Origin of the sequence: Salegentibacter tibetensis, assembly GCF_020164485.1 — a bacterium.
Classification (GTDB): domain Bacteria; phylum Bacteroidota; class Bacteroidia; order Flavobacteriales; family Flavobacteriaceae; genus Salegentibacter; species Salegentibacter tibetensis.
Genome location: NZ_JAIQZA010000005.1, coordinates 27,424 through 53,775 on the forward strand (window position 1 = coordinate 27,424; position 26,352 = coordinate 53,775).

Consider the following 26,352-nt stretch of genomic DNA (forward strand, 5'->3'; position numbering starts at 1 on the left):
ATGAAGCCAATCTTTCTGGATCGCTGTAAAATCTTCTTTTAATTTATATAACAGATTTTTCATTATTTAGATTTTTCTATAGTTTGAAAATAGCTTCTAAAGTTCTATTTCAGAATTGCATAGTAAAAATAAACTAAGAGACATATATGGGAAGCTACTTTTGTTACACAGTGGCGTGCATAGAATATTGATCTCTAGATGTTTGATAGTATTCTGCATTTTGAATTAGTTATCAGTGTTTCTTTCAAAGTTTTTTTCGGCTTGCATTTTTAAATTCTACTTTACCCTATTTGAATACTTAGGCAGCAATTTTTTAATTCCTCATTGAGGGTTTAATTCCCCGAGGTTCTTGATTTAATTATTTAAAGGGAAGAATTTTCGGGATGCTATTTGCTCCGGGAACGTTTTGGAATCAGTGAATATGACAATAAAGAACCAAGAGAATTGTTAAGAATAACTGAATAAATTAAGAGTTTATGTAATGGAATTATTAAATAAAACCGGCAAAAGTTTGTAAATTATCGATAAAGTGATAGATTTGGGTGATCTATTAACCTTTTGTTAACCAAACATTTTAATTTATGATTTTACACAAATTCAAACCACTCGCGGTAATTGCAATAGCTGCCGCCTTTTTTGCTTCCTGTTCACAAGATGAAGTGCGGGAACAGCCAATGAATGAAGAATTGGTAGCTCCTTCTTCAGCAGATATTATTGAAGGGCAATATATTGTTGTTTTCAATAAAGATATTACCGGCAATGCTTCTTCCAAATACCCGGAGAGTTATACAAAAGCTCAGGAAGCTGTAGCAAATACTACGAAAAAAGTTCTTTCTGATGCGAAAATAGCAGACGCCGAGTTATTAGCTGTATACAGTAAAACAATTAACGGTGCAGCTTTAAAACTTACCCTTGAGCAGGTGGAAACCTTAAGAGGTAAAAAAGAAATTGCTTTTATTGAAGAAGACAGAATCGTACAATTTGCTCCTCCTTGTGGAACGCCAAATGGCGGGCCGTGTGATGGAGATCCTGGAGATGGAGATTCTGGCGGGGGAGATTCAGCTCAGGATATTCCATACGGAATTACTCGAGTTAACGGAGTCTCTTCTTATACAGGATCTAATGTTGCGTGGGTTATTGATAGTGGAATTGACACAGATCACCCAGATCTTAATGTAGACGCATCCAGAGGATTTAACGCTTTTACTTCAGGTAAAGATGGGAAATCTACTGACGATGGAAACGGTCACGGGACACACGTAGCCGGAACTATCGCAGCTTTAAATAACGATTTTGGAGTTGTTGGTGTAGCTCCGGGAGCTTCTGTTATACCTGTAAAAGTTTTGGATAGCCGTGGTAGCGGATCTTATTCTGGCGTTATAGCTGGTGTAGATCACGTAGCAGCTTACGGAAGTGCCGGGGACGTTGCCAATATGAGTCTTGGAGGACCAACTTCAGATGCTCTTGATAGTGCAGTGCTTTCGGCTTCAGAAAACGGAATTATTTTCGCTCTTGCAGCAGGTAATGATGGTGCTGACGCTAATAACAGCTCTCCCGCTCGAGTGAATGGGCAATATATTGTAACGATTTCTGCTATGGATTCTAACGATAACTGGGCATCTTTTTCTAACTATGGAAATCCTCCAGTAGATTATGTAGCTCCTGGAGTAGCTGTTAATTCTACCTGGAAAGACGGTGGTTATAATTCAATAAGTGGTACTTCAATGGCCGCTCCACACGCAGCCGGTGTATTGTTGTTGGGTGTTGCATCTACAGATGGTACTGTAAATGGTGATCCAGATGGAAATCCAGATCCGATTATTGTTCACTAAGAAATAACTTTAAAAATTTTTATAAAAGCATCCCATCCGGGGTGCTTTTTTTATTCCGGAAAGGATGGTTTCTCAGGTTTTGTATTTTAACCCTCAAAATTTTGAAGGAAGCCACATCAATGTTAATTTCCTAACCAACATACATGCTTCTTCGATTTTTACTCGATAATCGAGATTTATCCCGATAATATTGGGAGCTGCGAGGCTTGCCTCGAAATTAAAATATTTCCTATAATGACTCGTGGGATTGCTCCGAGATAGTTTACTAGATGTAGAGTTAAATTGTCTTCTGAATAATTGTGCAGATTATTCTTCACATTGTCTAATTAGGCTTACTAATGCCGCCCCGTTGTTAACTGGAGTTAATATATTGTTCACGCTTATTTCTAATGGGAACTCAAAACTTACTACAGAACTGGCCGTTAAGTTGTCGAAATAGACAAATAAGTCTTCCTGAGAATTGAGTACTGCTGAATTTGCTTGCTGAGAAACACTATTGTAGGAATTAATGCGTAATGGGAATGAAAAATTCACACAAGTAATTGGTGTACCGCGCTCATTTGTCATATTGCGGCAGGCTTGCTGCAAACCTGCAAACTGCTGTCTGTTCCTCACTGTAATTCTTTGATGTCCCGGGTTAATAACTGTAACTGGAAAATCCAGTACAATATCCTGAGGGTTAGCATTAGCAGGTAAACTTTCTAAAAAGTTCTGGCGTTCAGTCTCAGAAGAAATATTTATTTCGCTTCCCTGGAAAGTTATAGTATAAGGAAAAAGCAGGGAAAAACAGGGATTGTTATCTATTTGATCATCTGCAGAACCGTCGTACATAGCTGCCCGATAAATAAGGTTATAAGCCTCCATATCAATACTTATAGAGTTTTGATCCTGCTCTGTAATTACTTCATACTCTTCTTTTTGACAAGCTGCCAAAAAAAGAAGGAGAAATAATAGAATGAAAGGTAGTCTCTTTTTCATACCGGATAAGGTGAATCGTTTAAGGTTTATATAAATAAGACAATTAAGATTAAATTTACCCTACCTATAAGGGTGATAATATTAAAACTAATTTTAAAAAAAACACAAATTATCTCGTTTAATTTCCTGGAATGCTCTTAACCCGCCAATATTAGTAAAAATAAAAAAGGCTGCCCTTTTTCAAGACAGCCTTTCCCGGGAGGATCAATTTAACATCATTATTCAAAATTAACCGTCCCCATTTGGGTGGTTTCTCCAATTTCTACAACGATATCTGTTTCAGTTATAACCTCTCCTTCAGCAGATTCGATAAGTACGGTATAGGTTCCTTCGGGTACACCGAACAGCAAAAACTCACCGGTTTCGGTATTGGTATTGGCGGTAACCTGAGTCTCACCGTCTGTGGCGGTAACACTTGCTGCCATAGCAGGAGATACTACTCCGGCAATAGCTCCACTTTCAGCCTCAGTGGTCACCCTTATTACAGGCTTAAGAATATATCCCTGATCGGCTCCAAGTTTAACCACAGATTCATCTACGTTAAAATCAAGAATAAAATCATAGGCAACTCCGGGTTGTAAATCATAATTCACATTAAGCTTAAGACCCGATTGCTGAGCACTTGGGGTTTTTAGATCTACGGGACTTGTCTCTCCGTTAAGTACAGCTTCATTACCATCTTCACCAAGGATCAAACGAATTTGGCTCAATCTTCCTGCAGGAATATCTTCATCTAATAAGGATGCAAAGTTTCCTGCGGTTAGTTCCAGAAGATCATATTGTCCCGGTTGATTAACGTTAAACTCCATAGGAGAACCGTCTACAATAACTTCAATAGCCTGAACATTCACAAAAACATTCAGATAATCTCCGGGGGCATCTACCATTTTAACGCTGATGTTTGCCGTTTCTCCCGTGTTGTTGTCGTCGCTGCTGCAGGAATATAAAGTAGTTGCTGCAACTGTCAGGAATAAAATAGATTTTAAAACATTTTTCATAATTAAGATTGGATTTTAGGTTTCTAATTTTGGGTTGTAAAGTTTTTACCGCCTTCTACACATAAGACAACCTAAATATGTTTTACCCTACCCCACAGTAATTTTTTTTAAATACATTTGGTAGTAATAAGGAACTTATATCCCCAATATGTCAAACCAGGACCTTTGTAAGGAAAATATTTTTCTGGCTTTTTACAGGAAGCACTCCAGCGATCTCCATAATTTCATGTACTACAAGTGCGGAAATAAAGACACGGCATCAGATCTAACTCAGGAGGCTTTTATAAAGATATTTGAGAATTGCAGTAAAATAAATTTCCTTAAAGCAAAATCCTATTTGTTTACAGTAGCTAATAATTTATTCCTGAATACTGCTAAACACGAAAAGGTAAAACTCCATTATAGTAAGAATAATCCTGTGGAAGACAGGGATCATGAACATCCCGATTTTCTTTTGCAGGAAAAGGAATTCATGCAGAAACTGGAAAAAGCTATAGGTGATCTTACTGAAGGCCAGAGGGAAGTTTTTCTCCTTAACCGCATCGATGGAAAAAAATACAGGGAAATAGCCGAAATGCTAAACATATCTGAAAAAGCTGTTGAAAAAAGAATGATGGGGGCCTTAAAATCCTTGCGGAAGAAGATTGGGAATATTTAATACACTTAAGGGTAGGGTAAAGCGGATCTTAATTGTTCTATTTATAGAATCACATGGAAAATAAAAAGCTGATAAAGAAATGGTTAAACGGGGAACTCTCCCCGGTAGAACGGGCTGTGTTTGAAAAATCACCCGAATACCACGATTATAAAGAAATTGTGCAGAAAGCTGCACTTTTCCAGAAGCCAGATTTTAATGAAGAAAAAAATCTGCATCTTCTTAAGGAGAGGATGAAAAGGAGTCAGTCGCGAAAAGGTAGATTGTTACGTCTTCCTGCTGTTCTTAAAATAGCTGCTATCCTGGTGCTGCTTTTGGCCTCTGGCTTTTTTATATATTTTAATGCTTCAGAGTCCGTAATAACAGAAACAGGACAGTTTTCCTTAGTCGAATTACCCGATAATTCTAAGGTTCGTTTAAGTGCTGAAAGCAAGGTGAAATATTATCCGCGTAGATGGGAGGGGAAGCGAATAGTACATCTGGACGGAGAAGCTTTTTTTGAGGTTGAAAAAGGCAGTGAATTTAAAGTTAAGACAGACGAGGGGATCGTAGAGGTTTTGGGAACCAGTTTCAATGTAATAAACCGTGCAGGATTTTTTGAAGTCATATGTTATGAAGGATCGGTAAAAGTAACTCATTCTGGCAGAGAAAGCGTGTTACTGAAAAACGAATTATACCAGGTAATAGAAGGACAATTACAACAAGGTGCCGCGGTAGTGGAAGAAACTCCGGGTTGGATAAAAAATGAAAGCAGCTTTCGTGCGGTTCCGTTTAAGTTCGTACTTTCGGAAATGGAAAGACAGTTTGGTTTAAAGATAACAGCAGATAATGTGGATGGGGAACAGCTTTTTAGTGGAAGTTTTAGTCACTCAGATCTGGAAACTGCATTGAGGTCTATCACTGTCCCCCTTGGATTAAATTATAAGATTGAATCTGGCAATAAAGTTGAATTATATGAGGAATAGGCGTTCAAGCCGGTTAAATAAAATTATTCCTTCTATTATTTTCCTGCTGTTCTTCACCTTCTCTTTTGGGCAGGACAGCCCGCAAAACAAACAATTGCCTTTAAAGGAAATATTAGCAGGAATTGAACAAAGGTTTGAGGTACGTTTCTCCTACCTGGATAGGGATTTAGATTCTATTCAACTGCTTCCACCTCCTGCATCCCTGGGCCTGGAAAGATCGCTTGATGATCTTCGGTCCAAAACAAACTTACATTTTGAAAGAATAAGTAGTAGGTATATAGCTGTAAAAAAGAAAGATTTGCAGGCGGTATGCTTATTATTGTTAGATCGTAGCACGGAACAACCTCTTCCAAGTGCCACAGTATGGATAGGGGATACTGCAACTGCGGTTACAGATTCTTCCGGTAAATTTCAATTGAAAGAGTTTCTTTCAGACACATCGATAAGGATTACTCATCTCGGGTATGCTCCTATTATTTTAAGGGATTTTTCTTTCCCTGAAAGGGATTGCAAAACCATTTATATGGATGCCATAGCCGAAGATTTGCAGGAAATGCTCGTGGTAAATTATCTTACCTCGGGAATCAGCAAAGATGAAGATGGTTCTATAAAAATTGATACCGAAAGGTTTGGAGTACTTCCGGGATTAATGGAGCCCGATGTACTACAAACTCTGGAAGCTTTACCCGGAGTGGAAAGTGTAAATGAAACGATCTCCAATATTAATATTCGCGGGGGTACAAGTGATCAAAACCTCGTTTTATTTGATGGGATTAAAATGTATCTCACCGGGCATTTCTTCGGATTAATTTCAGCCTTTAATTCTAACCTTACCAAGAAAGCGACTTTAATAAAAAATGGGACTGAGTCTTCTTTAAACGAAGGTGTATCAGGAACCTTAGACATTCGTTCCCAGAATGAGCTCACTGGAAAATTTTCAGCAGGAGCAGGGGTTAGCCTGGTGAGTGGCGATGCATATTTTAGAGTGCCTATTACAGAAAAACTGGAGGTTCATTTTTCAGGAAGACGGTCGCTTAACGACTTTTTTAATACGCCTACCTATAACAGTTATTTTGACCGCACCTTTCAGGATACCGAAATTCAACTCCCCGGAAGGGAGGATGAGGTTAATGATAGAACCGCAGATTTTAATTATTATGATTTCAGCTTTAAAGCCCTTTACGACTTAAGCGACCGACACAAATTGCGATTAAGTACACTTTATATAGATAATAATCTTAATTATCAGGAGTTATCATCTAATGATCTTGCTGAAGAGAAAAAGAAAAGCAGTCTTGCCCAGCGAAACTTAGCGACCGGCGGCTCCTGGAGTGCTCACTGGAGTAATAACTTTCATACCGAAACCCTTGCTTATCTCACCCGGTATGAATTGGACGCGGCAAATCTTAATATAGATGCGGCCCAGCAACTTTTACAGCGTAATGAAGTGCTGGAAACCGGCTTTAAAATTAACGCCATAAATAAGTTGAATCAACAGCTTAAATTGACCAATGGTTATCACTTTTACGAAGTAGGTGTTTTAAATGCCGAAAATTTGAATAATCCTTTTTTTAGCAGCAGAATTAAGAATGTTATAAGGAGCCATTCGGCCTTTTCTGAACTAAGTTATGAAGGGGGCAGGATCTTTTTAATGACAGGATTGCGTTATAATTATTTCGATAAATTCGAGAAATTTCTCATCGAACCCCGCCTGAGTTTTAATTATAAAATAAAACCGGGGATTAATTACAAAGTACAGGGAGAATTTAAGAGCCAGATTACCAGCCAGTCAATCGATCTTCAGGAAGACTTTTTGGGGGTGGAAAACCGACGCTGGATTTTAGCCGATAATGAAAATTTCCCTGTAATTCAAAGTAGGCAGGTGTCTACAGGAATAGATTTTCGTGCCGGAGGTTGGTATATAGACCTTGAAGGATATTATAAACAAGTAGAAGGCATAAGTACCTCAAACCAGGGGTTTCAGGATCAAAACGAGTTTAGAAGAGTAGCGGGAAACTATACTGCAAGAGGGGTTGAGCTTCTCGTGAATAAGAAGTACAGGAATTTTCACACCTATTTCACTTATACTTTGGCAGAGAGTGATTATAATTTTGAAGCACTGGAACCACAACAGTTTCCAAACAATTTTGATATTCCCCATTCGGCTTCCCTTGCAGTAAATTATCACTATGAGGATTTAAAATTTTCCATTGGAGGAAAATGGAGAAGCGGCAGGCCATACACATCCCCCGTAGAAGAAAACCAAACCCGCAGGGAAGGAAATACTATAGTGGTAAATTACGATGATCCAAACTCTTCACGCTTACCTTATTTTTTCCGGCTGGATGCCTCTTCCTCGTACACATTTTCCATGTCAGGTGAAGTACAGGCTCATATAAGCCTGGGGTTTTTAAATATCTTAAACCGCGCGAATATTATTAATAGTTACTTTCGTGTCGATGAGGAAGATAATTCCCGGGCAGTACGAATTGATAACGCCTCTCTTAGGTTCACGCCAAATGCACTGTTTAGAATAGATTTCTAAAAGAGGATTTAGGATAAGAACGTTAAGAGAATTAATAAAAAAGAAATGCTAAAAGCCTAAATAAACCGGGGTTTTGGCAGGTTGCTTCTTTTTGTTATATTTATCATAATTTAAAGTCTTTTTATTATGAAAAACACAAAATCATTACCTAAAATTTACTGGGTTTATATTTTCTTTATTCTTACGGTTTTATTAGCTTTTTTATTTACAAAATAGGGCATTTCTAAAAAGCATTAAAATTGACTTTATTTTAAAAAAAATGCCTGATTTCAAAACTCTTTAATGATTTTTTAACTTTAAATCTATAAAAATTACTATTTTCGCGGCTTAAATTTTAAGAAAATTTTAAGCTTATGAAAGAGAATTTAGAGTTTATGAAAAAACATTTTGTGACCGATATTTCTGCCGGTCTGGTGGTTTTTCTAATTGCTTTACCTCTATGCCTTGGAATATCACTTGCCTCTGGAGCACCTTTGTTTTCCGGAATCATTGCAGGGATTATTGGGGGTATTGTTGTAGGGTTTTTTAGTAATTCCAGTATAAATGTTAGTGGTCCCGCAGCTAGTGTTGCCCTTGTTATATTTACCGCAATTCAGAGTATGGGTAGCTTTGAAGCTGTTTTGGTTGCGGTTATCTTATCAGGTATCTTCCAAATAGCCCTTGGTTTTCTAAAGGCCGGTACTGTAGCATATTTCTTTCCTAATGCCATGATTAAGGGTATTCTTGCCTCTATTGGTTTAATTCTTATTCTAAAACAAATCCCTCATGCATTTGGAGTAGCTGATGTTTTCCAGGGAGTAGAAACTTTTGGAAGTACTGATGGATCCAATACATTTTCTGAACTGGCAAAAATATTTTATGCTATAAGTTATGGTACTACAATCATTACCATTGTCTCTTTGATAATCATTATTGGATGGGACAGGCCTGCACTTAAAAAGTTTAAATTCTTTAATTATTTCCCTTCTGCTCTGGCAGCTGTTATCGTTAGTATCCTTATCAACGAGTTTTTTAAATTATATCTCCCCGAGTTGGCACTGGAAGCTTCTCAGCTGGTGAAATTACCTGTGGCCGACTCATTTGGAGAATTCTTTAATTTCTTCCAATTTCCAGATTTTAATGCTCTTGGGAATCCTGAAGTTATTACTGTCGCGTTATCCATAACATTTATAGCCAGTTTAGAATCGCTTTTAAGTACTGAAGCCGGTGATAAATTAGATCCTTATAAAAGAAGGACATCTACCAACCGCGAATTAAAAGCGCAGGGTATTGGTAATATCGTGGCCGGATTTGTAGGAGGTTTGCCAATTACTGCGGTAATTGTAAGAACTTCTGCAAACGTAAGCTCTGGCGGTAGGACTAAAACTGCTACAATTACTCACGGTTTAATAATGCTGGTTTGTGTAGCCTCTATCCCTATGATACTTAACTTAATACCATTAGCTGCATTATCTGCAGTGCTATTTGTAGTAGGTTATAAATTAACAAGTATTCCAATTTACAAAGCGATATTTAAGCAGGGTAAAAAGCAATTTCTTCCCTTTATAATTACCATTTTAGTGGTTATGTTTACCGATTTAATTACCGGAATAATGGTTGGTGGTACAATTGCCGTTTTCTTTATTTTGCGAGATAATTATAAGAATGCATATATTACTCAGGAAAAAGTTAAAGAGGAGGCAGGAACAAAAACTTTGAAACTGGCGCAGGAAACTACTTTCCTGAATAAAGCTGATATTATGCTTTATTTAGATCATATTCCTGAAAATTCTCATTTGGTAATAGACGGTACAGAGGCTAAATTCGTACACCACGATATTTATGAAATTATAGACGAATTTAAGGAAACTGCCAAGTATAAAAACATCAAGCTTGAAGTTGTTAACCTGGAACAGAACCTCACCGAGAAATTCTGGAGAAAGCAAAGTTAAGTATTGATTTTAGAGTAAAACAAAAAGGCCGGCATATTTTTATGCCGGCCTTTTTGTGTATAAAAAATGCAAGAATTAAGTAGTTTGAAATAGTTGCTCTTCCTGGATTTGTTTAGTAGTCTTTTCCGGCAGCATGGTTTCCCAGCCTTTTTCTCCTTCCATGATCATTTCATGAACTTTCCTGGAATGAATATCGAGAATTTCAGATTCATAATTCTCTATGTCTACAACCCGCTTGTTGTCTTTAAAGTACTGGTAGAGTTCTTTCATTCCTTCAGGGATATTAATATTCTCACTATTTAATATTTCACCGTTTTCCTTTAAAGGATAGAGGTAAATCTTTAAATTTTTAAAGAATAATTTACCAAAAGCCTCCAGGATCCCGCCACTTAGGTTTGTATAGTATTCAGGATTAAAAATATCGGTTAGCGTATTTACCCCCATAGTTAAGCCCATTTGCTTTTTAGTATGCTGGGAGAAATATTCCACAACTTTATAATATTCCTGGAAATTGGAGATCATTACCGTATGCCCAAGCGAACATAATAAGTCGGCCCTATCCAAAAAGTCCTTTTCATTAATATCACCTTCAGCTTTGAGGTTGTTTAAGGTGATTTCAAAAATTACAATAGTATCTTCTTCTTCCACCTTTTTTTCCTGAAGAAACAGCTTTAAAGATTCTTCATACATATTCATATTAACCCGGGTAACCGGCCTGAAACTACCCCTTAAAGTGAGAATATTTTTTTTGTAGAGTACACTGGCGGGCAATACATTATTACCATCGGCACCAAACATTACCGCTTCAGTTATTCCATTTCTAAGTAGTTCAAGGCTAATTAAACGGTTATCAACTTTTTCAAAGGATGGCCCGTGAAAATTTATGGCGTCTATTTCAATTTTATCGGTGTCTATATGGTCGTAAAGACTTTTTAATAATTTCTTCGGATTATCATAGTAATAATAAGAACCATAGATTAGGTTTACTCCCAAAAGACCCAACGTGATTTGTTGCTGGGCCGCATTGTTCTCATTAAACTGAACATGAATTAAGATCTGATTATATTCTGTTTCAGGCTGGGTTTGAAATTTAATTCCTAACCATCCGTGCCCTTTATATTTCTTGGCGAAATCTATTGTGGCCACCGTATTTGCGTAGCTAAAAAATAGTTTTTTTGGATGTTTTTCCCTTGAAATCCTTTCTTCAATAAGTTTGGTTTCAAAGTCTAGCATGTCTTTTAATCGCGCTTCAGTAACATACCTTCCTTGTGGTTCTGGCCCATAAATGGCATCGCTAAAATCCTTATCGTAAGCACTTATGGTTTTAGCAATAGTGCCAGATGCACCACCGGCCCTAAAGAAATTTCTTACCGTTTCCTGGCCGGCACCAATTTCAGCAAAAGTACCGTAGATATTCTTATTTAAATTAATGCGCAGGGCTTTATTCTGAATAGACCTGCTGGACTCGAATTTTTTTTCTCCTTCAATTATATTTTTCATGTAATTCTTTTTTTATTTTTTCCGCTCTAATTACTTCTGAATTTTTTGAAATAGAACGCTGTTCTTACTTTTTCTATAGCTTAATGGCAAAGGAAACAATTTAAAGCCTTCAATTGCTTATAAACCCGGAAATCTTACTTGTTGCCGTTATTTCTAAAATATGCATTGCTCTTGTACAGGCTACATACAGCATTTGCCGGTCTGGGGCGGTTTTATAATTTTTATCGGTGCAATTTGGAACTATTACCATATCAAACTCCAGGCCTTTAGCCAAATGCGCCGTAGTAATTACTACGCCGCTACCAAATGCCACACTTTTTCCGTCCAGCAAGCTTACCTGATATTCCTCTTTTAACTCTTCATAAAGTTTGTTTACTTCATTTTGGGTCTTACAAATTATCCCTAGCGAATTATGATCCTCTTTTTTAAACCTATCAATAAGCTCTTTGAGGTATCTCAATTCTTTCTCTTTGGTTTTAAAACTGTTTATTCCTGGTTCACTGCCGTGGCGTTTTAAAGCTTCAACCTCAACTCTATCACTTATCCTTTTAGAAAATTGGGTGATCTCATAAGTAGATCTATAACTTTTGAGCATCGTCATTGCTGTAGAATCCGGGAAAATAGATTGAATGGTTTTAAGATCTGATGAGCTAAACGGATTCACAGATTGGTTGATATCTCCCAAAATGGTTTTCTTACAGCTGAATAATTTAGAAAGGACCTTATATTGAACCGGAGAATAATCCTGCATTTCGTCAATAACCAGATGTTTTACTTCGGTAAAGCCAGGAAGTCCCTCTAATTTCATTTTTAAATATAAAAGCGGATAAACATCACTGTATTCGTAAGTTCCGCCTTTGCGCATTTTCAGCAAATCCTTGCGATCCATCCATTCATAAAAACCTTTATAAAGCATCCTAAGATTGGTAGAAGGGAACATCTTTCTAATAGTGGAGTGAAGATCTGTACGCTCTTTTCCTTTAACTTCATACTTATAATACATAAAGGTGTTATTTACAATTTCCCGAACCACTTCATTAAACCTTTTAAGAATAGGGAGACGGTGGAATTGCTTGAATTTTTCCTCGATAAACCAGGCTGGAACCGGATTTTTATTGATGAAAATATCCTTAGGCTGAAAAGCATTATTTTCTAAATGAACCAGATATTCATCCATCTTTTTCAGGATTTCCCGGGACGATTTAAACTCTATGCGTTCAATTGATTTTTCGTTGGTGCGCTCCAATAATTCTGAAACCTGTTCAAAAAAGCTTTGAAATTTAATTTGATAGTCAAAAAGTCGGTCTGCGATTTCTTCCAGGCTAATCTCTTCAACGGTTTCCTCACCTAATTCGGGTAAAACATTAGAGATATAACTGGCAAATACCTTATTGGGCGAAATAATTAAAATATCTTCAGAAGAAATATCATCCTTAAACTTATATAAGAGAAAAGCGATTCGGTGCAGGGCAATAGAGGTTTTTCCCGATCCTGCAACTCCCTGAATAATTAAATTTCGGGCTTCTTCGTTACGAATAATTGCATTTTGTTCCCGCTGAATAGTTGCAACAATATTTTTCATTTTACTGGAAGAAGCCTGCTTCAGTTCTTTTTGAAGTACCTCGTCCTGTATGGCAATATCGTTATCCAGCATATATTCCATTTCCCCGTTCCTAATCCTGAATTGCCTTTTTAAAGACATTAGGCCTTCTACTTTTTCTTCCTGGGTTTCATAGTAAGAAGGGCCGGGTTCAAAATCGTAGAACATACTTGAAATTGGGGCGCGCCAATCGTAAACCAAATTCCTGTTGGTTTCTTCATCTTTAAAATTATGTACCCCTATATAAATTTTATCTTTTTCTGAATTTTTAGCTTCCTTAAAATCCAACCGACCAAAATATGTAACATTTTTTAAACGTAAAAGGCGTTTTTTTTTATCTAAAGAAGCCCGGCCCAGCATAGCCATATTGGCTATAGATTCACGAACGGCATTTTTTTCCAGATGATCCATATCGCGTTTATGCTCCTGCATATAGGTATTGGCATCTTTAATATCCTGTCCCTGGTTGTTTAATCTTTTGGTGATATTAGCAATGGCAAGGTCTATTTTTGCGAGTATTTGATTTAATCGCTTTTTTTCTAAATTTTCCTGTTCCATTTTATGCTGTTTTTTTTGTTGAAATCTATTTGATGAAAGATTTGCCTTTATGAATGTGCTTTAAATAACTTCTACAGAATTCCCTTCTGTGATATTTAACTTCATTTCGTGCTTTGCACAATTTTTAAATTATTCGATCTAACTTCAACGCAATGACTGAGAGAAAATATTTGAAATTGAATTCTGCAGCCAGAAATAAAAAGAAGAGAAAGATTTCGAAGAAATAAGGGAGGAAGCCCGGAATTTAGGGCGGAGTAAGCTTGGTGAATTTAACAATCCTGTTTTTATTCATAACGCCCGCAAAAATATCCTAAATTAGAAGTATAACCAAATCGCTGCTACAATAAAATTGAATAATTGCCCAAGCTGATCTAGAGATAACTACTTCTTTTTTCAAGCTAATTTCCTACTTTTGAAATATGAGAATCCTGGCGGCTTTATTAGGAATTTTTTGTTTGGTTATTTCGGCATATCCGTGCTGTATTTTGGATGGTTGTGATTCAGATTCCATAGATAAAATTGCGGAGAATGAAAACAGACAGCAGGAGGAGGAATGTGGATTATGCTCTCCTTTTATTAACTGTGGAACTTGTACAGGATTTGTTCCCAGTATTGATGAAGCAGTAGCTGATTATAAATTCCAACCTCTAGCATTATCAAATTTATTCGGACTTGCCTTTAAAAGTGTGGAAGCAGAATACGCCGATAGGGTATGGCAACCGCCTCAACAGGTTATTGTTTCTTGAAAACATACTTTGAATAATAACCTAAATTTTCACAATGATTAAATTCTTATTTAAACTTGCGATCTTTCTGATCGCATTCAACGCTGTGGGCCAAAATTCCCTGGAGGCAGTAATTAAAAATGCGGAAGATAACACACCTTTATTAGGGGCTAATGCCCTAGTTGCAGGAACCGATATTGGTGCGACGGCAAATATAGACGGGAAATTAACTTTAAAAGATATTCCCAATGGGACTCAGAAAATCATTTTTAGTTTTGTGGGCTTTGCTTCAGAAGAAATCACGCTTGATTTTCCCAGGACTACAAAAGATACGCTGGAAATTTTCCTGAAGCCCGGTGGGGAAGAAATGGAAGAAGTCATTATTCAATCTACCCGTTCCAGGCGTAGCATCGCCGATCTGCCTACCCGGGTAGAAGTGATTTCAGGAGAAGAACTGGCTGAAAAAGGAAATATGAAACCCGGCGATATCAGGATGTTGCTGAACGAAACCACCGGAATTCAAACCCAGCAAACTTCCCCTATTTCTGGTAATTCCAGTATTAGAATTCAGGGGCTTGATGGGAAATATACCCAGCTCCTTAAGGACGGCTATCCATTATATTCCGGATTTTCCGGCGGACTCAGTTTGTTACAAATCGTGCCTTTAGACCTGCAACAGGTTGAGGTTATTAAGGGGTCTTCCTCAACGCTTTATGGAGGTGGAGCTATTGCGGGACTGGTGAATCTTATTTCTAAAACACCCGGAGAGGAACAGGAACTTAATTTTATGCTTAATGCCACTTCAGCCTTAGGACTGGACTTGAGTGGATTTTATTCCGATACCTACGGAAAATTGGGGACCACAATTTTTGCGTCTTATAATCTTGGTTCACCTTACGACCCCGCAGATATTGGTTTAACAGCAATTCCGGAATTCAATCGCTACACTGTTAATCCCAGGGTTTTTTATGAATTCACAGAAAATACCAAACTCGATGTTGGTGTGAATACTACTGTAGAAGAACGCACCGGTGGAAATGTCGCTTACCTGGAAGGGGAGGAGGTTGAAGATCCTTATTTTGAGAGGAACAACACGGCAAGGACCACTCTGCAGTCTGGTTTTGAACATTCCTGGAATGATGAAAATCGCTTTAACCTTAAAAACAGTTTCAGTTTTTTTGACCGGAAAATAGAAACCGGGGACTATGTTTTTGCAGGCAATCAATTTGCCTCTTATAATGAAGCTTCCGTAGTATTGGGTACTGGTGAAATGGAATTGATTGGCGGCCTAAATTTGTGGGTAGATCGCTTTGAACAGGATGTACTTACCGATGCTCCCGTGGTAGATTATGAGCATCTTACGTATGGAGCTTTTGTTCAGAATAACTGGCGGGCCAACGACTGGTTTCAGCTGGAAACAGGTCTTAGAACTGATTATCAAAATGAATATGGATGGTTTGTATTGCCCAGGATATCTGCTATGTTCACTATTTCTGATGCCATTACTACCCGAATTGGCGGCGGAATGGGTTATAAAACACCTTCAGTTTTTACGGAAGATGCAGAGCGACTTCAATTTAGAAATGTAATGCCTATAGATGTAAGCACAACCGAAGCTGAAAATTCCATCGGTGGAAATTTTGATATTAATTATCGTACTGAACTTTTTGAAATCATAGAATTTACGAGTAACACGCTTTTCTTTTACACAAAAATTGATAAGCCCATCATTCTTGAGAATACTGCGGAAGGTGTATTTGAATACCTGCAACCTAATGGATTTATTGAAAGTAGGGGAATAGAAGCGAATTTAAAATTTGGTTATAAAGATTTCAAACTATTTACCGGCTATACTTATGCTGATGTTGATCGAACAGAAAACGGGAGTTCCTTTGAAATGCCCCTGGTTTCAAAGCATCGGTTAAACAATGTAATAATGTATGAGCTACATGAAAAGCTGAAAATTGGTTTAGAAGGCTATTATTTTAGTCCGCAGCAGTTAAGTGATGGTGCCACCGGGCAGGAATACTGGATTTTTGGTTTAATGATGGAAAAATTATGGGAAGACTTCTCAATCTTTCTGAATTTTGAAAACTTTACCGATACCCGCCAAACCCGTTTCGATTCCATATTTACCGGTTCGATTTCCGATCCACAATTCAGGGATATTTATGCCCCGGTAGATGGATTTGTAGTAAATGGAGGTGTGAAATTGTTCTTTTAAAATGAAAAGAGGCTGTTTTAAAGTAATTGAAAACGTCATCCTGAGACCCGTGATAAAAAATTTTATATAGCGTAGGAAAATGACGTTGCGAGCATAGTGAGATTTAAATTCCGTGTGTGAGTGTAGAAAATCAGCAGCGTTAATAATTTTTGAAGCCATGGAAAAAATTTAGCTGCTGATTTGCGATTTTTTGGCCTTGTTGCCAAAAAAACACCTCCACATAGGACGCCCTTTTTTGTTTCGTTTTTTGGGCGAACAAAAAATGAAAAAGCAAACCTAAATAACAGGATATTTAAAATACGTCAATGGTAACCTCCACGTCCGTTCAGGCGGGTTCATTTCAAAATCTAATTTTTTTGATAATAAGAACATGTTAGATGTTGAAATAAATTCAGCTTAATGAAATATAATTTTCAGACAGCCTCATTTTAATTTTCTCAAATCTATTTACTTAGCGCCTTGATGATTCGTTGTTCATTGATTAACACATCTCTAAATAATACGTGGGGAAATTGATTATACGAAGAATCTTTAAAAGCATCATAGATTTTTAATAGAGAAGAGGCGGTAATTAGCGATAAGTTTAATTCAACATTCATTTCAGAATCAGTGATAAAATCGTCACTAAATTCAGGCGCCAAAAGAAGAATTTTAATCACTCTTCTGTCCATCTTTTCTACTCTGGCTTTGTAGGCTTTTAATTGTCTGGAAACGGTACTAAATTTATTATATCCCTTTTCTTTACGGGTTTTGCATTCCACAATAATTACATCCCCGTTTTCCAAATGCAAAAGAATATCCATAATGTCTTTATTGGAATTAAGTGATTTCTTTAATTCTTCATCCACATTAAAACCTAGATCCTCAAATATTTTTCTGGTTAGCTCTTCAAATTTAATCCCCAGTTCACTTTCTTTTGTGGTAATTCCATTTTCTTTAAGCGCATTTAGATCTCGATAGGCCACTTTTTCATAATTTTCCAGAAATAGGTTTTCGGAATCTTTGTAGTGTTCTAAAATATTGAGAATATTATTACCTCGCTGCTTTATTTTATTATCCAGAATAAACTTTTTTAGGTCTTCTTTCTCAATCAAATCAAGGATATCCCTTGGCTTAATATTGTAATTTATAAGAAATTCACCTTTCAGAACAAATTCATCTTGCAGTTCAAACTGATCTTTTATTTGTTTGTTTAATTTGGGAAGGGAATCATTTAGTTCAGCCAGCATTTTTTCAAACCCATCTAGGGCAATGTTAATACTGTCATCCCTGTCAATACTTTCAAAATAATCAATGAGGCTATCAATTTTTTCTTCTATTGTGCTTCCTCTTAAATTTTGAATATCCAGTCCTTTTTCAACGATATTGTTTAAGAATTTTTTTCTTTCTGTAAGTGTGGTTCCTTTCTTATGGATATCTTCGGCAAGTAAATTTTTAAATGAAATTCCTTCTTTAATTATTTCGTCAATTTTAGTAGAAAAGCCATCTTTAGTTTGTATTCCATGATTTCTACAGATTTGATTGATTACCGGTTCTCTTAAAATACGCAAGGTTCTTCTCAAATATTTATCAGCTACTTCTTTTCCACGTAGTTGTCTTAGTATCCTAACCATTTCATCAGCAACATAAATGGTGTTTTCCTTTTTAGAGAAAAAGATTACACCTATGTTTTTAAGGTTATTTATAACCTCAAGAACTTCCAATTTCTTAATAGGAATAATTGAATAATTTATGAGTTTAACTTCTTCTTGAGATAACTGCAATTCTTTAGAAAGCGTTAGAATTATAGAGAGCTCATCTGAAGTTACTTTTGCTTCCCTGTTATTATCAATATCGTTTTGGTAAGCTGTTTTTAAACAATTTCTGTAAACCCGGTAGTCTCTTTTTCTTTCTTCTAGAAGTTCAGATTTCGGATTACTAATCTCTGCTTCAACTTGCTTTATTTTCGCTTTTATAGTTTTGATTTCTTTTTTATATAAACGGGAGAACCAATCCTGTTTCATTATACAATTTCCGTCCCTAATAATTATATCGATTAAAATATCAAGTTGAGAAGATGTTTCCTGAAATTCACACTTTAAATGCTTGTAAAATTCCTGATGAATTAAAGAAAATACTTGAGTTATATTTTCACTATCTGCCGATTTAAGGCCTTTGTCAGCGGAACTTAAAATTTTTTCAATTTCCCTGGAATTTTTGGGTTGGTCTGAAATTATATTGTCTACTACTTTTATGAAGGAATTCTTTTCAATAGACCCAAGTCGGTCTAAGATCTTTTCTAATTTCATACAGGTTGATTTGTTTATAGATAAATTAGCCTTGATGCAACCAGAAGAGAGTAGTAGGGTAAGTCTGTATTTCTAGTTAAGGCTCTCTAAATATATAAATAATTTGCTAATAAGCATTTATCGGAAAAAAATTATGATCATTGCGCAGCGTTACCGCCCAAAGCTTGCAGATATTCTGCCTGGGTTCTTAGATATTTAATTTCAAGGTCTAGCTGCTCGAGCCTGGCTTCAATTAAGCGTGTTTCGCGGGTATTTATTAAGAAGATAGAACTTTCCCCAAAATTAAACTTTCGCACTTCGGCATCCAGTAGTGCGGTAGCATCGGTCGCCATTTGCTCGGCCATTACAATTTGTTCCAAAAAAGCCTGAAGTTGCTGCTGTAGGGCATTAATACGAGCTTGTAATTGGTTGTCCTGAAGGTTTAATTCCAGTTTTGCATCCTGTAATTCATATTCGGCAATTTTAAGATCACCTCGTTCCTTTCTAAGGAATAAGGGCATGGAAAATTTTAAACCGGCTTTATAGGCATTAGCATTAAAGGTTTCAAAATTATCGGGTTCTTCAGATAGAAAATTATATTCCAGGTCAATTTGCGGTAATAATCTATTGAAACGATAGCGTTTTTCTATTTGCAGCGCTTCAATTCTTCGGCGGTAAAATTCTAACTGAGGATGAGAATTTAAATTTGCTTGAGGAATTTCAGAAATCAAATTCCCTAAAACTACATCTGTATCTACCGGTCTTACCTGTTCCTGTAATAGAAGGGGTTGATCCTGGTCCCATAAATAGGTAGAAAGTTCCAGCCGGGTTTTTCTAAGTTCTACCGCTGCCTGGTTAGCCTGTAACATACGTTTCTGAATGTTAAGCCGGGCTTCTACTGTATCAATTCCTGCTATATCCCCTGTTTCTGCTCCCCGCTTAATACCCCTAAATCGCTCGTTGGCGTTTTCTAAAAAAGCCTCAAAGATGTCTAATTTTTCATGTGCTCTTACCCACTCAAAATAGGTGAAAGATGCTTGCAGAAGAATATCGTTTATTAATAGCTGTTGTTCGGCTTTACTTTGTTCCCTGTAAGCCTGTGCCTGGCGCAAACCGGCCATGCGGGAATTGATCCATAATCCTTCTCCTAGCGATAAAACTACCCCGGCCTGGAAAAGACCGGCATCAGGTACCTGGTTTTGCGGGTTTATATAAACACCTTGATTTTGTTGAAATCCGCCCTTTAATTTCAATCCATACCACATAGGCACCTGCAACTGGGCGTCTAGAAGATCATAATATTCGGTGCCTTTGTATTCTTTTGCTTTATAATCTACCACAAACCTCGGATCAAATGCGCCTCTTGCAGATTGAACCTGAGCATCCCCCAGGTTTCTTACCAATCCGGCCTGGCTCACCACCGGATGCTCGCTTATAACCTTATCTAAAAATTCGGTATAACTCAGGCTGTCTATTTGTGCAGATGCTGAAGAACAAATAAAAAATAGCAGATAAAAATAGAGTACAAAGCGCATTTTTTAGTCTACTTTTTATTATTGTTTTTAGAAGCCTGATTCTGGGAATTATTGTCTGCTTCATAATAGTTAGGAGGGAAACCATTTAAGTTTCGCCATAATTCATACCAAATTGGCACGTCTTCTAACAGAGCAATGGTTTCGGCTCCACTTCCAATACCTATTTGTTCTGGCCACGGATTATCATTAGGATCTGGGGCCAGTAATACCCGGTATTTACCATTTTGTGAAATGTAATTTTCTACAGCAACAACTTTAGCACCGTAAGTACCAAAAGAAAGATTGGGCCAGCCCCTAAATATAATTGCCGGCCAGCCATCAAATTGTATACGTACCTCTTCGCCCACATGAATTAATGGTAAATCCAGCGGCCTTACATAGGTTTCTACCGCAATTTGATAATTTGATGGCATAATACCTACCAATTGTTCTCCCTGGCCAAAAGTTTCACCCAAACCGGCACGCAAAGCTTTGTTTACGTATCCGTCCTGGGGTGCCACGATATGGTATAAATTGCTACGTTGCTCGTAATTGGATCGCTGTATTTCAAGTTTATCTACTTCAGCGCGGGTATTAAATTGATTTCCCTGGGAGGTGAAGATTTCCTGTCTGGTTTTCGAAATTTTATCAGCATATTCAGCGGTAATCCTGTTGATTTCAATTTCAGCATTAATTACCTCATTTCTACTGGACAATAGTTGATTTTCCTGAGCGATTAATTGGGCTTGTGCCTCCTGTAATCTTAAACGTCTTGCTTCCAAATCGGTTAAAGATTTTAAACCTTCTTCCTGTAGGGTTTGTATTCGCTCAAACTGTGTCCTGGCGATTTCTATCTGGGTTTTTGCAGCTTCAAGTTTTATACTGTCACTTAGTACTTTTAAGCGGGATTGTTCTATTTTATTGATGGCCTGCTCGCGCTTTAGTTCCCTTTCGTTTTGCTGGGCTTCCAGTTGTTGGCGCAGGGCGTTAATCTTTTCATCGTAAGTTAAGGCAGAACTGCTTTTTGCATCAATTTGTCCCGTGGTTCTGCTTATAAGTTGAGGGTCAAAATAGTCGCTGCTTACTTCTGAAATCCTTAAAATAGTGTCGCCTTTATTTACATAATCACCTTCATCTATGTACCACTGTTCAATTTTTCCCGGAATTGGAGATTGTATAGTTTGTGGCCTGTGTTCCGGGCTAAGCGTGGTCACGTTTCCTGTAGATCTTATGTTCTGTGTCCAGGGTAAGAAGAGAATAATAACAAATAGTATAAAAAGGCCAACGAGTACTTTATTGAAAATTTCGTAGTGTTTTCTAAAAAAAACGAATTTTCCCGATTTAGTATCGGTAATATCTATGCGTTCGTTGAGTTTTTCGTCAGAAATATTCAGCATAACTACAGGGGTTTAACGATTCTACCATCCTGTAACTCCAGGCTTTCGTCACATACGTCTTTCCATAAATCATCATTACTGGCAACAATGAGACTCCACTTATGCTGCGGATTGGTTAAAAACTCCAATAATTTTTTCCTTTCCTGGGGTTCAAATTTTTCAAATGGTTCTTTTAAAATCAGGACTGAAGGCTTTTTTACAATGGCTCTTGCCAGGATTATACGTTTCGCGATTAGCGTAGATAGATATCTACCTTCCGGATGAATTGGTGTGAAAATACCATTAGGCTGATCTTTTACAAATTCTTTTAAGCCTGAATGCTCCAGTGCCCAATCAATATTCTGGTCTGAAATTGATTCATCTCCAAAGGTTATGTTCTCCCAAAGACTACCTTCAAAAGGAATTTCATCGGGTAAAAAGGTGCCCAGATGCTGCCTGTATTCATTGAGCACCAATGTGTGTCTAGCGGTGTCGTTAATATATATTTTTCCGCGAGTAGGTGTGAAAATACCAGAGATAAGTTTTAAAAGACTGGTTCTTCCATTTCCCGCAGGTCCTTTAATCAGCATACTTTTTCCGGGAGAGAGGGTAAAGTTTATGCCCTTTAATACTGTATGCCCTTCCGGTTCGAATGCGACGTCTTTTAATTCTAACTTAATCCCATTGGAAACGTCTATGGTGTTTTGGTTTTCAAAAGCCTCCAGAGGTTTGTCAACGACCTGGGCCAATTTTTCCAGGGAAGTTAGCGTGTCATAAATATCTTCCAAACCGCGAATTAATTTTTCTACCGAAGAGATGACCAATAAAATAATGATCTCAGCAGCTACGAATTGACCAATATTCATTTGTTGGTTTAGAACCAACATCCCTCCAATGGCAAGTAGTCCGCCGGCCACTAAGACTTTGAAAACAATGAGTTTGATATATTGAATCTTGAGAATCCCAAAATGTTCTTCTCTTTCCTTCAGGTATTTTGCGGTAAGCCTGTCGTTTTTATCCATGGCTAATCTACTTCGGCCAGAAATTTTAAAACTCTTTAAATTGCGGGCTATTTCCTGAATCCAGTAGGCAACCGCGTATTTGTGCTTAGACTCATCTAAACTGGTTTTTAGACCTTTTTCTGCGGTAAACTTAAAAACGATGTAAAGGAGTAGAACAAGTAATAAGCCATATAGAATAAAAAATGGATGATATAACGATAGTAGAATTACCCCGAATATAATTTGCACCGTAGCTGATGGTAGGTCCAGCAATATTTTACTCACTCCTTTTTGAACGGTAGTGGTATCAAAAAAGCGGTTTGCCAATTCGGGAGGATAGATATTTTGAAGCGCTTCACTTTTGATTTTTGGAAACCGAAAAGAAAATTCAAAACTGGAACGTGTAAAGATTTTTTGCTGAATATTCTCTGCCAATCTAAGCTGTAATAATTCAAACACTCCTACCAAACCTACGGCGAGAGTCACTAAAACAACCAAAACTATCCAGCTGGTACTAACTTTCCCTCCCTGTATTAGGTTAACGATAGCCTGGATTCCCAAAGGGACAGCTAAGTTAATTAAACCGGCGAAAAGTGCGTAGAAAAGAATGTGTTTTACATCGCGTTTATCTAATTTTAGTAAATTCCAAAGTCGTTTTACCGGGGTTCCAGGTTTCGTTTTCTTCATTCAGTTTGTTATAGAATCTCATTTTTCCAGTTGCAAAAATAAATTTATGTAAATTGTTTTTGCAAGGTTTAAAAAAGTTTTAACGCTTGTTTTTTAATATTTTTCATTTTTTCATTTTTATGAAAATAACTATAAGAAATTCTTGGTTTTTTACCTTAATTTTTTGCATTTAAAGAAATATTAATTGTATCTTTTTTTCCTGCCCTTTTAATTTTTAACTTACCAGGACCTTCATTTCCCTGTATTTTTAATTCAAATTCTGATCTTGGTGCAAGGATAAAGGGTAAGCTTTCCTTGTTCAGGATAGTGAAATTATCGCTGATAGTAATTTCTGTAATTACAATGGCCTGGTTTCCTCCTCTATGAGAGATCCTCAAATTTTTTGTTTTTCCTTTAGGAATATCGAGGTTGCTTTCTGAAGCTTTTAAGTCTCCGGCAAGGATGGCTTCGGTGCTAAAGTTAAGCTTATTATCCCGGGAGTAGATTTCGAAAGATTGCAGTTCGGGTCCGCCACCTCGATTACCACTACCAGCTCCGATAATAATTTGTTTGTTAAGATTGATGGCCTGGGTACCGTGCCTGCCTTTGTTCATTGCTGGTAAACTCTTCCATTCTCCTTTTCCAAGATCAAAAATTTCAGCTTCATTGTGCGCTGCTTCCTGCGAATCGCTTTCGCCACCCAAAATCACAGGATTATTATCTACAAGCCCTATTGCGGTCCCGGCCCTTGGAGTAGGGATTTCCGCAATAGTTCTCCATTTTTCAGAATCAAAATCATAAATATCGGTAGCGTTTATCGTACCGGCAAATCCGTTACCTTGCACACTGCCCGATTTTCTCCCGCCGGCAACAAAAAGAATATTTTCTGTAATTACCGTCTGAAAGTGGTCTCGTGCATTTGGAGAATCTGGTAGTTTTTTCCACTTGTTTTTGTAAAGATCATACTCATCAAACCAATTCACCCAGCCTGAGGTATGGCCGTTGGTGATTCCGTTTACCAGATAGATTTTTTTATCTTTTACAGCAACTCCGGCCGCGCCGCGTCTACGGTCTTCAGGAATTTCCGGGCCTTTTATCCAGAGATCTTCCAGGGGATCGTAGATATAAATATTCGGGATTGGGTCTTCGTCAGGCCAGCCGCCAGTAAAAGCACCCAGGACATAAACGAGTCCGTCCAGGCTAACCGCCTGGAAATGGTGCATCTCCAGGGGCGGTTGTGCGCCTTGTTTCCAGGTTTGATTTTCAGTATGATAAATATCTATAGGTTTATTGCCACGCCCGCCAATTAAGATAAACCGTTTCCCGGCCTGTACAAAAGCATTCTCATGTCGTTCCTGCGCTTCTCCGTTAGCAGGAAGTTTTTTCCAGGATTGGGAATTCAGGCTAATTACCGAAAAACAAAAGAGGCTAAGCAGAAGGTATTTTTTCATCATAAATTGCATTTGTGATAAATATAGGGCTTCTAACAAAATCCTAAGGCAGGTTTAACCAAGCCTTAACTGGTTTAGGTTTTTATTTTTAATAAGTTGTACGGATTAACCATAAAATCTAAATTATGAAACTGAAAGCTTTATTTATGAATTGTACCTTAAAAAAATCGCCTAAAACCTCCAATACCGAAGCCTTTATTGAAGAAGCTGAAAAGATATTTAAAGACCTGGATGTTGATACCGAAATTGTTCGCGTAGTAGATCACGATGTGAAATTCGGAGTTACTTCCGATGAAGGCAAAGGCGACGAGTGGCCAAAGCTTTTAAAGAAGATTAAAGCCGCTGATATTTTAATTCTAGCCACTCCAATTTGGCGTGGAGACCGCGGTGCAGTTGCCAAGATGGTTGCCGAGCGTTTTGACGGAATTATGGAAGAGGGAAACGAAGAAAACGGACAGTTCCCGACTTATAATAAAGTTGCCGGAGTAATGGTAGATGGTAATGAAGACGGTGCTAAAAAAGCGATTTCCAGTATGGTTTTTGATCTCTCGGAACACGGATTTACCGTTCCCGTTAATGGATTCTGTTACTACGTGGGTGAAGCCGGTCCCGGGCCAAGTTATATTGAAGCCGAAGGGAATAAGCACGAATTCACCAATAATATGATGTTACTTATGGCGCACAACCTGGTGCATTTGGCAAAAACCTTAAAAGAAAACCCGTATCCCACCGACGTAAAGAAACTGGAAGAAAAAGCTAAAAAGATGAGTAAGTAGGAAGTTAGAAAATTTGAAAAAGATCATAGGAATTATTTTTAAGTGCTTTTTTAATCTAAGGAATTTCTGGTCACCCAGGATTTCCAGCCAATTATTGCCATTTGCACTTTACTGGCTTTTCTAAGATCCAGTTCTTTTTTGGTATAATTGGGGAGGACTTTTTTGTTAAGTTTAGAAAGTACTTTAAAGAATGTCTTTTTCATTGTTGGTTGGTTTACTCGATAATCGAAATCTATCCCCATAAATATCGGGAGCTTGGAGGATAGACTCGAAAGGAATATCGTTTTCTTAGCGTATTTCGTGAGTATACTCCAAAGCGGTTTACTTCAAAGATATCGAAAATCGGGTAAAAGAAAAAGCAGGTGCTGCCCTTGAAGTCAAATTCTGCAATAGATAAAATTCCCACAGCGCATTGATAGTTTTATCTTAATTTCTTACATTATTTTTTGATTTTCAATGCTTTAACAATTAATTATGCCTTTGGTCTAAAAAAATTGTGAACAAGGTTTATTCATTATACTTTAGAATCACCATAACATAAGTAGGTTAAGTTCATGGTAGATTTGGGGCAAAGAAAGGTGGATCTAAAAAATCCGCCTTTTTTTATTTTAAACATACTTGCAAAAAAGAGGCTGTCTGAAAAAGTTTTTTAAACCGTCATTCTGATTTCTTTTTAGAATCTAAGATGTTGATAATTAAAAGTTGTTAGAATCCCGATATAAATTCGGGATAAAGTCTGAAACAAGCCCGCCTGAACCGACGGTCAGGTTCAGCTTGACGAAATTAGACT

At 37.3% G+C, this 26,352-nt stretch carries 18 protein-coding genes; 8 read left to right on the top strand and 10 right to left on the bottom strand.

Features of this window, described 5'->3' with window-relative positions; genetic code table 11:
• Positions 1 to 581: 581 nt before the first annotated feature.
• On the top strand, positions 582 to 1,832 hold the full coding sequence (locus LB467_RS03660) for a S8 family peptidase (RefSeq protein ID WP_224472670.1): 1,251 nt from the start codon (positions 582 to 584) through the stop codon (positions 1,830 to 1,832).
• Positions 1,833 to 2,138: 306 nt separating this feature from the next.
• Here LB467_RS03660 and LB467_RS03665 read toward each other — a convergent pair whose 3' ends face one another.
• Positions 2,139 to 2,810 carry a hypothetical protein gene (locus tag LB467_RS03665; protein ID WP_224472671.1) on the bottom strand — a complete coding sequence of 224 codons (672 nt, stop codon included), beginning with the start codon at positions 2,808 to 2,810 and terminating at the stop codon, positions 2,139 to 2,141.
• Positions 2,811 to 3,028: 218 nt separating this feature from the next.
• A complete protein-coding gene (locus tag LB467_RS03670; RefSeq protein ID WP_224472672.1) occupies positions 3,029 to 3,808 on the bottom strand; it encodes a DUF4382 domain-containing protein in 780 nt (259 codons plus the stop codon).
• Positions 3,809 to 3,956: 148 nt separating this feature from the next.
• On the opposite strand from LB467_RS03670, the gene LB467_RS03675 reads away from it, so the two are divergent.
• The 4 genes from LB467_RS03675 to LB467_RS03690 all read left to right on the top strand — a co-directional run bounded on the left by LB467_RS03675 (position 3,957) and on the right by LB467_RS03690 (position 9,904).
• Positions 3,957 to 4,466: an RNA polymerase sigma factor gene (locus LB467_RS03675; protein WP_224472673.1), complete on the top strand. Its 510-nt coding sequence runs from the start codon at positions 3,957 to 3,959 to the stop codon at positions 4,464 to 4,466.
• A gap of 53 nt (positions 4,467 to 4,519) precedes the next feature.
• Positions 4,520 to 5,428, top strand: coding sequence for a FecR family protein (locus tag LB467_RS03680; protein ID WP_224472674.1), 909 nt, complete (start codon positions 4,520 to 4,522; stop codon positions 5,426 to 5,428).
• The gene (locus tag LB467_RS03685; protein WP_224472675.1) at positions 5,418 to 7,973 is read left to right on the top strand and encodes a TonB-dependent receptor; all 2,556 of its coding nucleotides are present in this window, start codon (positions 5,418 to 5,420) and stop codon (positions 7,971 to 7,973) included. Before LB467_RS03680 ends, LB467_RS03685 begins: the two co-directional genes overlap by 11 nt.
• Positions 7,974 to 8,326: 353 nt before the next feature.
• Positions 8,327 to 9,904 carry a SulP family inorganic anion transporter gene (locus tag LB467_RS03690; protein WP_224472676.1) on the top strand — a complete coding sequence of 526 codons (1,578 nt, stop codon included), beginning with the start codon at positions 8,327 to 8,329 and terminating at the stop codon, positions 9,902 to 9,904.
• Between the two features lie 75 nt (positions 9,905 to 9,979).
• Here the strand turns inward: LB467_RS03690 and LB467_RS03695 are convergent, their stop codons facing one another.
• Together LB467_RS03695 and LB467_RS03700 are read right to left on the bottom strand one after the other, a co-directional pair.
• Positions 9,980 to 11,404, bottom strand: a complete 1,425-nt coding sequence (locus tag LB467_RS03695) for a TonB-dependent receptor (RefSeq protein WP_224472677.1) — start codon at positions 11,402 to 11,404, stop codon at positions 9,980 to 9,982.
• A gap of 109 nt (positions 11,405 to 11,513) precedes the next feature.
• Entirely contained in the window at positions 11,514 to 13,562 is a 2,049-nt protein-coding gene (locus LB467_RS03700) for a HelD family protein (protein ID WP_224472678.1), read from the bottom strand.
• A 419-nt stretch (positions 13,563 to 13,981) separates the two neighbouring features.
• On the opposite strand from LB467_RS03700, the gene LB467_RS03705 reads away from it, so the two are divergent.
• Positions 13,982 to 14,308, top strand: coding sequence for a hypothetical protein (locus tag LB467_RS03705; RefSeq protein WP_224472679.1), 327 nt, complete (start codon positions 13,982 to 13,984; stop codon positions 14,306 to 14,308).
• A 34-nt stretch (positions 14,309 to 14,342) separates the two neighbouring features.
• Positions 14,343 to 16,511, top strand: coding sequence for a TonB-dependent receptor (locus tag LB467_RS03710; protein WP_224472680.1), 2,169 nt, complete (start codon positions 14,343 to 14,345; stop codon positions 16,509 to 16,511).
• Positions 16,512 to 16,954: 443 nt separating this feature from the next.
• On the opposite strand, the gene LB467_RS03715 is transcribed toward LB467_RS03710, so the two are convergent.
• From LB467_RS03715 to LB467_RS03735, 5 genes are all read right to left on the bottom strand, one after another.
• A complete protein-coding gene (locus tag LB467_RS03715) occupies positions 16,955 to 18,799 on the bottom strand; it encodes a hypothetical protein (protein WP_224472681.1) in 1,845 nt (614 codons plus the stop codon).
• A gap of 137 nt (positions 18,800 to 18,936) precedes the next feature.
• Positions 18,937 to 20,313 carry a TolC family protein gene (locus tag LB467_RS03720; protein ID WP_224472682.1) on the bottom strand — a complete coding sequence of 459 codons (1,377 nt, stop codon included), beginning with the start codon at positions 20,311 to 20,313 and terminating at the stop codon, positions 18,937 to 18,939.
• A gap of 8 nt (positions 20,314 to 20,321) precedes the next feature.
• Positions 20,322 to 21,689 carry an HlyD family secretion protein gene (locus LB467_RS03725; RefSeq protein WP_224472683.1) on the bottom strand — a complete coding sequence of 456 codons (1,368 nt, stop codon included), beginning with the start codon at positions 21,687 to 21,689 and terminating at the stop codon, positions 20,322 to 20,324.
• 2 nt (positions 21,690 to 21,691) lie between these two features.
• Positions 21,692 to 23,356 (bottom strand): peptidase domain-containing ABC transporter, encoded by a 1,665-nt coding sequence (locus LB467_RS03730; protein ID WP_224472684.1) that lies wholly within the window; start codon positions 23,354 to 23,356, stop codon positions 21,692 to 21,694.
• A 155-nt stretch (positions 23,357 to 23,511) separates the two neighbouring features.
• Complete coding sequence (locus LB467_RS03735; protein ID WP_224472685.1) at positions 23,512 to 24,789, bottom strand: Kelch repeat-containing protein; 1,278 nt, start codon at positions 24,787 to 24,789, stop codon at positions 23,512 to 23,514.
• 122 nt (positions 24,790 to 24,911) lie between these two features.
• Here LB467_RS03735 and LB467_RS03740 point away from each other — a divergent pair, with 122 nt between their 5' ends.
• Positions 24,912 to 25,562 (top strand): flavodoxin family protein, encoded by a 651-nt coding sequence (locus tag LB467_RS03740; RefSeq protein WP_224472686.1) that lies wholly within the window; start codon positions 24,912 to 24,914, stop codon positions 25,560 to 25,562.
• A 50-nt stretch (positions 25,563 to 25,612) separates the two neighbouring features.
• Here the strand turns inward: LB467_RS03740 and LB467_RS03745 are convergent, their stop codons facing one another.
• Positions 25,613 to 25,765 (bottom strand): SsrA-binding protein, encoded by a 153-nt coding sequence (locus LB467_RS03745; RefSeq protein ID WP_224472687.1) that lies wholly within the window; start codon positions 25,763 to 25,765, stop codon positions 25,613 to 25,615.
• Positions 25,766 to 26,352 lie beyond the last annotated feature (587 nt).

Excerpts from the sequence above, each read along its gene's own strand:
- LB467_RS03745 (WP_224472687.1), bottom strand. The coding sequence starts at position 25,765 with ATGAAAAAGACATTCTTTAAAGTACTTTCTAAACTTAACAAAAAAGTC.
- LB467_RS03730 (WP_224472684.1), bottom strand. The coding sequence starts at position 23,356 with ATGAAGAAAACGAAACCTGGAACCCCGGTAAAACGACTTTGGAATTTA.
- LB467_RS03665 (WP_224472671.1), bottom strand. The coding sequence starts at position 2,810 with ATGAAAAAGAGACTACCTTTCATTCTATTATTTCTCCTTCTTTTTTTG.
- LB467_RS03705 (WP_224472679.1), top strand. The coding sequence starts at position 13,982 with ATGAGAATCCTGGCGGCTTTATTAGGAATTTTTTGTTTGGTTATTTCG.
- LB467_RS03680 (WP_224472674.1), top strand. The coding sequence starts at position 4,520 with ATGGAAAATAAAAAGCTGATAAAGAAATGGTTAAACGGGGAACTCTCC.
- LB467_RS03685 (WP_224472675.1), top strand. The coding sequence starts at position 5,418 with ATGAGGAATAGGCGTTCAAGCCGGTTAAATAAAATTATTCCTTCTATT.
- LB467_RS03715 (WP_224472681.1), bottom strand. The coding sequence starts at position 18,799 with ATGAAATTAGAAAAGATCTTAGACCGACTTGGGTCTATTGAAAAGAAT.
- LB467_RS03725 (WP_224472683.1), bottom strand. The coding sequence starts at position 21,689 with ATGCTGAATATTTCTGACGAAAAACTCAACGAACGCATAGATATTACC.
- LB467_RS03700 (WP_224472678.1), bottom strand. The coding sequence starts at position 13,562 with ATGGAACAGGAAAATTTAGAAAAAAAGCGATTAAATCAAATACTCGCA.
- LB467_RS03670 (WP_224472672.1), bottom strand. The coding sequence starts at position 3,808 with ATGAAAAATGTTTTAAAATCTATTTTATTCCTGACAGTTGCAGCAACT.
- LB467_RS03720 (WP_224472682.1), bottom strand. The coding sequence starts at position 20,313 with ATGCGCTTTGTACTCTATTTTTATCTGCTATTTTTTATTTGTTCTTCA.
- LB467_RS03660 (WP_224472670.1), top strand. The coding sequence starts at position 582 with ATGATTTTACACAAATTCAAACCACTCGCGGTAATTGCAATAGCTGCC.
- LB467_RS03735 (WP_224472685.1), bottom strand. The coding sequence starts at position 24,789 with ATGATGAAAAAATACCTTCTGCTTAGCCTCTTTTGTTTTTCGGTAATT.
- LB467_RS03695 (WP_224472677.1), bottom strand. The coding sequence starts at position 11,404 with ATGAAAAATATAATTGAAGGAGAAAAAAAATTCGAGTCCAGCAGGTCT.
- LB467_RS03710 (WP_224472680.1), top strand. The coding sequence starts at position 14,343 with ATGATTAAATTCTTATTTAAACTTGCGATCTTTCTGATCGCATTCAAC.
- LB467_RS03740 (WP_224472686.1), top strand. The coding sequence starts at position 24,912 with ATGAAACTGAAAGCTTTATTTATGAATTGTACCTTAAAAAAATCGCCT.
- LB467_RS03675 (WP_224472673.1), top strand. The coding sequence starts at position 3,957 with ATGTCAAACCAGGACCTTTGTAAGGAAAATATTTTTCTGGCTTTTTAC.
- LB467_RS03690 (WP_224472676.1), top strand. The coding sequence starts at position 8,327 with ATGAAAGAGAATTTAGAGTTTATGAAAAAACATTTTGTGACCGATATT.